8 protein-coding genes are annotated in these 5254 nt (G+C 58.3%); 5 read left to right on the forward strand and 3 right to left on the reverse strand.

Annotation, left to right across the window (positions count from 1 at the left end; translation table 11 throughout):
• The first annotated feature begins 103 nt into the window (after window positions 1-103).
• Together Q9295_RS17810 and Q9295_RS17815 are read left to right on the forward strand one after the other, a co-directional pair.
• The gene (locus Q9295_RS17810; RefSeq protein WP_306681932.1) at window positions 104-355 is read left to right on the forward strand and encodes a hypothetical protein; all 252 of its coding nucleotides are present in this window, start codon (window positions 104-106) and stop codon (window positions 353-355) included.
• Complete coding sequence (locus Q9295_RS17815) at window positions 352-915, forward strand: hypothetical protein (RefSeq protein ID WP_306681933.1); 564 nt, start codon at window positions 352-354, stop codon at window positions 913-915. The genes Q9295_RS17810 and Q9295_RS17815 overlap by 4 nt, the downstream gene beginning before the upstream one ends.
• Window positions 916-1071: 156 nt before the next feature.
• Here Q9295_RS17815 and Q9295_RS17820 read toward each other — a convergent pair whose 3' ends face one another.
• Together Q9295_RS17820 and Q9295_RS17825 are read right to left on the reverse strand one after the other, a co-directional pair.
• The gene (locus Q9295_RS17820) at window positions 1072-1362 is read right to left on the reverse strand and encodes an addiction module antidote protein (protein WP_306681934.1); all 291 of its coding nucleotides are present in this window, start codon (window positions 1360-1362) and stop codon (window positions 1072-1074) included.
• Between the two features lie 3 nt (window positions 1363-1365).
• Entirely contained in the window at window positions 1366-1662 is a 297-nt protein-coding gene (locus tag Q9295_RS17825) for a type II toxin-antitoxin system RelE/ParE family toxin (protein WP_306681935.1), read from the reverse strand.
• 623 nt (window positions 1663-2285) lie between these two features.
• Between Q9295_RS17825 and Q9295_RS17830 the strand changes: the two genes are divergently transcribed.
• The 3 genes from Q9295_RS17830 to Q9295_RS17840 are packed head-to-tail and all read left to right on the forward strand — an operon-like array spanning window position 2286 to window position 3868.
• A complete protein-coding gene (locus Q9295_RS17830) occupies window positions 2286-2780 on the forward strand; it encodes a helix-turn-helix domain-containing protein (protein WP_306681936.1) in 495 nt (164 codons plus the stop codon).
• 5 nt (window positions 2781-2785) lie between these two features.
• On the forward strand, window positions 2786-3190 hold the full coding sequence (locus tag Q9295_RS17835) for a hypothetical protein (protein WP_306681937.1): 405 nt from the start codon (window positions 2786-2788) through the stop codon (window positions 3188-3190).
• Window positions 3191-3232: 42 nt separating this feature from the next.
• Window positions 3233-3868 carry a hypothetical protein gene (locus Q9295_RS17840; protein WP_306681938.1) on the forward strand — a complete coding sequence of 212 codons (636 nt, stop codon included), beginning with the start codon at window positions 3233-3235 and terminating at the stop codon, window positions 3866-3868.
• 14 nt (window positions 3869-3882) lie between these two features.
• Here the strand turns inward: Q9295_RS17840 and mobQ are convergent, their stop codons facing one another.
• Window positions 3883-5139 carry a MobQ family relaxase gene (mobQ, locus tag Q9295_RS17845; protein WP_306681939.1) on the reverse strand — a complete coding sequence of 419 codons (1257 nt, stop codon included), beginning with the start codon at window positions 5137-5139 and terminating at the stop codon, window positions 3883-3885.
• Window positions 5140-5254: the final 115 nt, after the last annotated feature.

The raw sequence follows: 5254 nt of genomic DNA on the forward strand, positions 1-5254 counted from the left end.
CCCACACAAACGCGCAGCGTTTGTATAAGTGGGCACTTCGTGTTTGACACGCTATCCACTACGCGGCACAAATTCAACGGTTGTAACGAGGAAGGGCGGAAGAATGGCGCGCACCATCGACCAGCAGATTGCAGATACGCAAGCAAAGCTGGCGCGGCTCAAAACCCGTCAGAAGGCCAGCGACACCCGTCGAAAGATCATCGTCGGCGCCATCGTCACCACCGAGGCACTGAAAGACCCCAAGATTTCCAAATGGCTGGCATCCACCCTGCGCAAACACGCAACCCGGGACGTGGACCAGAAGGAAATCGCCGGACTGCTGGCCGACCTCGATGCCAAGGCAGGCGAAGCATGAGCATCAAAGACCCAATTCAAGCCTTCGTTGATGAAATCACCTTGCTACGCAATGAGCTTGCGGACCTGAAGCGCACCAGCCTGAGCAAGGATGAGGCCGCAGCAATCAACAAAACGATCCTGACCGGCGTAGAGCGTATGAGCCAGGTCGGCCCCGTTGTGCAAAAGGTCATCCAGCACGATCTGGCTAAAACCGCCCTTGATGTGCGCGCTCATGCCGTAGAGGCCGCACAGAGCGCCGCCAGAGAGGCAATCGAGAAATCCCACGCCGAGAGCCTCAAGGCCGCTAAAAGCCTCTCACAGGCCGCAGGAGAGGCCCGCAGACAAGCATGGCGCTATTTCGGCGGGTTCTGGGTCTGGCTGACCTCTGTAGGTGCTACAGGGGCGCTTCTGGGCGCTCTGATGATGTTCTGGCTCCAAGGTCGCGCCGATGCGCACAAGTTTGGAGATTATCCCAACATCTACTGCCGATCGGCAGGCGGTGAGATTGCTCAAAACACGGACGGGCGAAGGTTCTGCGGAATATGGATTGATCCACCAGCCCAGCAAGCCGAAGAGTGAGCCGGTAGTTTCCTCCGGTCCAGTTGTCGGCTATGTAGACGGCGGCTGATCCACCTTTGGGCTTCTGCCCATCAGCCTCCGTCAGGGCGAAATGTGGAATGGGCTGCCGCTGCGGGGTTCCGGACTTCCCGACACACAAAAACCGGACCTTCACGCTCAGGGCTGGATCGAGACTTTCAGTCCGAGCGCCTTGGCAACCTTCATCACCGTGGACAGCGTAGGATTCCCATCCCCGGATAGCGCCTTGTTCAGCCCCACCCGGCTCATGCCAACCTCACGGGCCAGAGCGGTCATATTCCGGGCGCGGGCAACCACACCAAGGGCGCGAGCAACATAGGCGGGATCGTCGCCGCCATCTTCCATGACCGCTTCGAGATAGGCCGCAATGTCTTCCTCGGTCTTGAGGTAGTCAGCGGAATCGTAGCGGGCGAATTTTTCTTCCGGCATCGCTTAGCCCTTCCACTCTGCGGCCAGCACCTTGGCCTGGTTGATGTCTTTGCTCTGCGTGGACTTGTCGCCGCCACAAAGCAGGATCACGAGAACCGGCCCGCGCTGGATGAAATACACCCGGTAGCCCGGCCCGTAGTTGATCCGCAGCTCCGAAACACCCTCTCCGACCGGCTCCACATCGCCGGGGTTCCCCGCCGCAAGGCGGTCCAGTCTGGCAGCGATGCGCGCAACCGCTCTGCGATCCCGCAAACCGGAAAGCCAGGTATCGAAGGTTCCGCTTCGGATTAACTCGATCATTCGACAACTATAGTTATCATGTGGGTGTCTGACAACCAGAGTTATCACTTCCTTGTTCTAAGCAAATCCGAGGACAGCCATGGGCGTTGCCGGTGCATTATCCCTCCCCCGCACCCCCACCCGTCATGCGCACACATGCGCGGAATCGTCCACTCGGCCCACAAGGGGCCTCGCGTCCGATGGCAAGCAAAAACTACACAGCCCGTCCGTAGGCGGGGGGTCGCCAGCCCCTTGGAAAGGCGCTCCCCCCCGGCGCGCAAGCGCGCCCGGACTGTGCATTTTTTGCCTGCCTTAAGATCATAAGAAGGGGAAAAAAATTATGTCAATTAAATCAATACGTTGTTTGGGGGGGGTGCGTCATAGCTCATGTCGTAGGGGTGCGTCATAGCTCATGTCGTAGGGGTGCGTCATTTGTGGCGCGTTTTTTGCCATTCATGTCAATCTTTTTGACTTGAATGTGCGCGGGCAACCGGACATTCTTGTCCAAAAACTTGACATGAATGGCGCACCCCTGCGCCAGAAAACGCGGTTTTTAGCGAGGGCAAATGTCGGCACTTCCAGAGAAGAGAAACGCAGGTCAGTGGGTCCAAACCGAGCGGGCAGCACATGAGGCGTGGGCCAGCTTGATCGAGAAAGCCCCGAAGGCCGCACAGCTCATGCACATCCTGACAGCACGGGTCGGGGAGCATAACGCCGTTGTCGTCAGCCAAAAAACGCTGTCGGCCCTGATGAAGTGCAGCCGCCGAACCGTCCAGCGGGCAGTTGACGTACTGGTTGAGGACCGCTGGATTGAAGTTCGCCAGATCGGGGAGAACGGCACCGTGAACGCGCACATCATCAATGATCGCGTAGCATGGAGCGGCAAGCGGGACGGCATCCGCTACAGCCTGTTCACCGCCGCCGTGATCGTCTCCGATGAGGAACAGCCTGACCGCGATCAGATCGACCACCAAGAGCCTTTGCGCCGCCTGCCCAGCCTGTTCCGTGGAGAACAGCAACTGCCGAGCGGGAACGGACTCCCCCCTCCTTCACAACCATTTCTTGATGGGATGGAGCCAGACTTGCCCACCTTTGACCGGGCAAAATCACCCAACTTTGACCAGAGCGAACAGGGGTGAAAAAGGTGGACAAACTTTCCATACGAGAGGCGGTAAAACACTTCGATGTTTCCCGGCCAACCCTGCAAAAAGCCCTTAAATCTGGCAAGATTTCAGGTGTTCAGGATGGACAAAGAACGTGGACAATAGACCCGTCAGAGATGGCAAGGGTTTACCAGCCACGGCAAGACGAGGTGGAAAAGGTTGGCGGCCAAGAACATGAAAATTTGTCCACCAAGAACACCCCCTTACCCGGCCAATTTGAGGCCCTGAAAGAGCAGCTTGCGGATGCTGAAAAACGCGCAGCAGTGGCCGAGGCACTGGCCGATGAACGAGGAAGGCACATCGAGGATCTGCGCCGGATGCTGCCAGCGCCAGAAGCGCCACAAACACGCCGTAGATGGTGGCCATGGAAAAGCGAAAGATCATAATAATTCGTTCTATAGAACGCAAAAAAGGACACTGGATACGCGATGTTTACGAAAAAATTCTACTGCTTAACGCTAGCAGATTCTGATTTTTTTACATCAGATTTCTTTTCAAAACAAAAGTGGTATATTGAGGGATCTGGCACTCATTGGATGATAAAAGACAAGCCATTACTTCAATACGACAAACGAGCAGATGTAGACATACAAACAGATAGAGAAGTATTTGAAAAAGACGCAGAGAGACTCAAGGAGCGCGCACTACGTTGGAATAAAGTTTTATACGCTGCCACCCATAATGCAGCAACTCACAAAGGCGCCGCAAAAAAAGTATCCTACGAAAATCACGCAAATCTATGGACTTACAGGCCAACGCTGGCTGAATCTCAATCGTACAACAATGATCTTCGCACAAATGCCACAAAGATAATAGAAGACCTTATTGAACAAGCCTACACTAGCGAACCCAACCTTGACAGGTCACAATGCCCATTGCGAGAAAAATGCGCTCACGACTCTCATTACGAAACCCTGCTTCATCAATATGTTCACGCCTTATCAAAGGCAGGATACATTAATAGAAAGTCTCACGATGAACTATTCTTTTTAACTAAAGAAATATATATGACGCACTTCGACAACACCCCTTCCATTGATATAATAAAATTAAATACTCCTTGATATTGATGAGAGAACTACATGCCGTGATCCATACCTTTGTCTCGGTTTAGCTCTTCCCGCTCCCGTAACCGTTCCTGCTGCCGCTCTTGCTCCTTCAGACGCTCGACTTCCTGCACCCGTTGGCGTTCCTCGGCCTCCCGGCTTTCCTGCAACCGCGCTGCCGCCTCGGCCAGCGTTCCCCGGTCGATCCCCTGCGCGGCCTCCCGTAGCCGCTCGGCCAGGCTGCGGGCGGATTCCGGTTCCGGGCTTTGACCAGGTGCGGCCACGGTATCGGACGCGGGGCGGCTCTGGCGGGCCTCCCATGCCTCGCGCAACCGCGCGGCCAGGTCCTGCCTCCCCTCCCGGCCATCCCGATCCGCAGCGCTGGCATAGGCCAGCCCCTGCGCCGCCCCCTCTTGCGTCAACGGCCCGAGGCGATCCACCGCCCGCCCGATCCAGTCCCGCACCTGACCGGCCAGAACCTCCGCCACCCGCGCGACCTCGGCCGCCTGTGCTTTGACCTCGCGCCACACCCGGACGGCCGCGACCTCGATGCCGCGTTCTTTCATCTGCCACGCCCCGGCAGACAGTTGCGGCAGCGGATCCCGGTCCAGCTCCACCGCCCGCACCGTCTGACGCAGCGCCTCGGCCTCGTCGCCGCGATCATGCGCCGCGGTGGCCCGCGCCGAGGCCTCGATCCGCTGCGCCTCTAGCGTCCGGTGGTCGATCCGCTCATCATGGCCGCATCGCTCAAGGGCGCGGTTGCTGTCCCGCGCCCATGCCTCACGCCATCCTTCCAGCATCTCGACCGCATTCCAGTCCCGGTTCTTCGCCCCGAACCCCTCGGGGCCGATCTCGCGGGTGGTCAGCATGATATGGGCATGGTGGTTGCGATCATCGCCTTCGCGTCCCGGCGCATGAAGCGCTATGTCGGCCACCATGCCACGGGCTACGAACTCGCGCTGGCAGAACTCGCGCACCAGCTCGACGCGCTGCCCGTGGTCCAGCTCGGCGGGCAAAGCCACCCGGATTTCGCGGGCGACCTGCGAATTCTTCCGGGTCTCTGCCGCCTCGACCGCGTTCCACAGCGCCGCCCGGTCCTGCACCCATGCGGGCGCGTTGGCCGGGGCGAGGGTTTCCACGTGATCGACGCCACCGCGCGCACGATAATCAAAGGTCAGCCCAGTGCGGTGATCCTCGATCCTCTCGGCGGTGCGGTATGCCGCTGCCGCCGTGGCGCTGCGACCAGCGGAGCGGGAAATCATCGTGGCCCGAAGGTGGTAGATCGCCATTTCCGCGCGCGCTCTTGCTTGGGGTTCAAAGGGGAATGCAGTTGCCCCTTTGCCCACACAAACGCGCAGCGTTTGTATAAGTGGGCACTTCGTGTTTGACACGCTATCCACTACG

It is taken from the genome of Pseudogemmobacter lacusdianii (assembly GCF_030848395.1).
Taxonomy (GTDB): domain Bacteria; phylum Pseudomonadota; class Alphaproteobacteria; order Rhodobacterales; family Rhodobacteraceae; genus Pseudogemmobacter; species Pseudogemmobacter lacusdianii.

Excerpts from the sequence above, each read along its gene's own strand:
- Q9295_RS17810 (WP_306681932.1), top strand. The coding sequence starts at position 104 with ATGGCGCGCACCATCGACCAGCAGATTGCAGATACGCAAGCAAAGCTG.
- Q9295_RS17815 (WP_306681933.1), top strand. The coding sequence starts at position 352 with ATGAGCATCAAAGACCCAATTCAAGCCTTCGTTGATGAAATCACCTTG.
- Q9295_RS17820 (WP_306681934.1), bottom strand. The coding sequence starts at position 1,362 with ATGCCGGAAGAAAAATTCGCCCGCTACGATTCCGCTGACTACCTCAAG.
- Q9295_RS17825 (WP_306681935.1), bottom strand. The coding sequence starts at position 1,662 with ATGATCGAGTTAATCCGAAGCGGAACCTTCGATACCTGGCTTTCCGGT.
- Q9295_RS17840 (WP_306681938.1), top strand. The coding sequence starts at position 3,233 with ATGTTTACGAAAAAATTCTACTGCTTAACGCTAGCAGATTCTGATTTT.
- mobQ (WP_306681939.1), bottom strand. The coding sequence starts at position 5,139 with ATGGCGATCTACCACCTTCGGGCCACGATGATTTCCCGCTCCGCTGGT.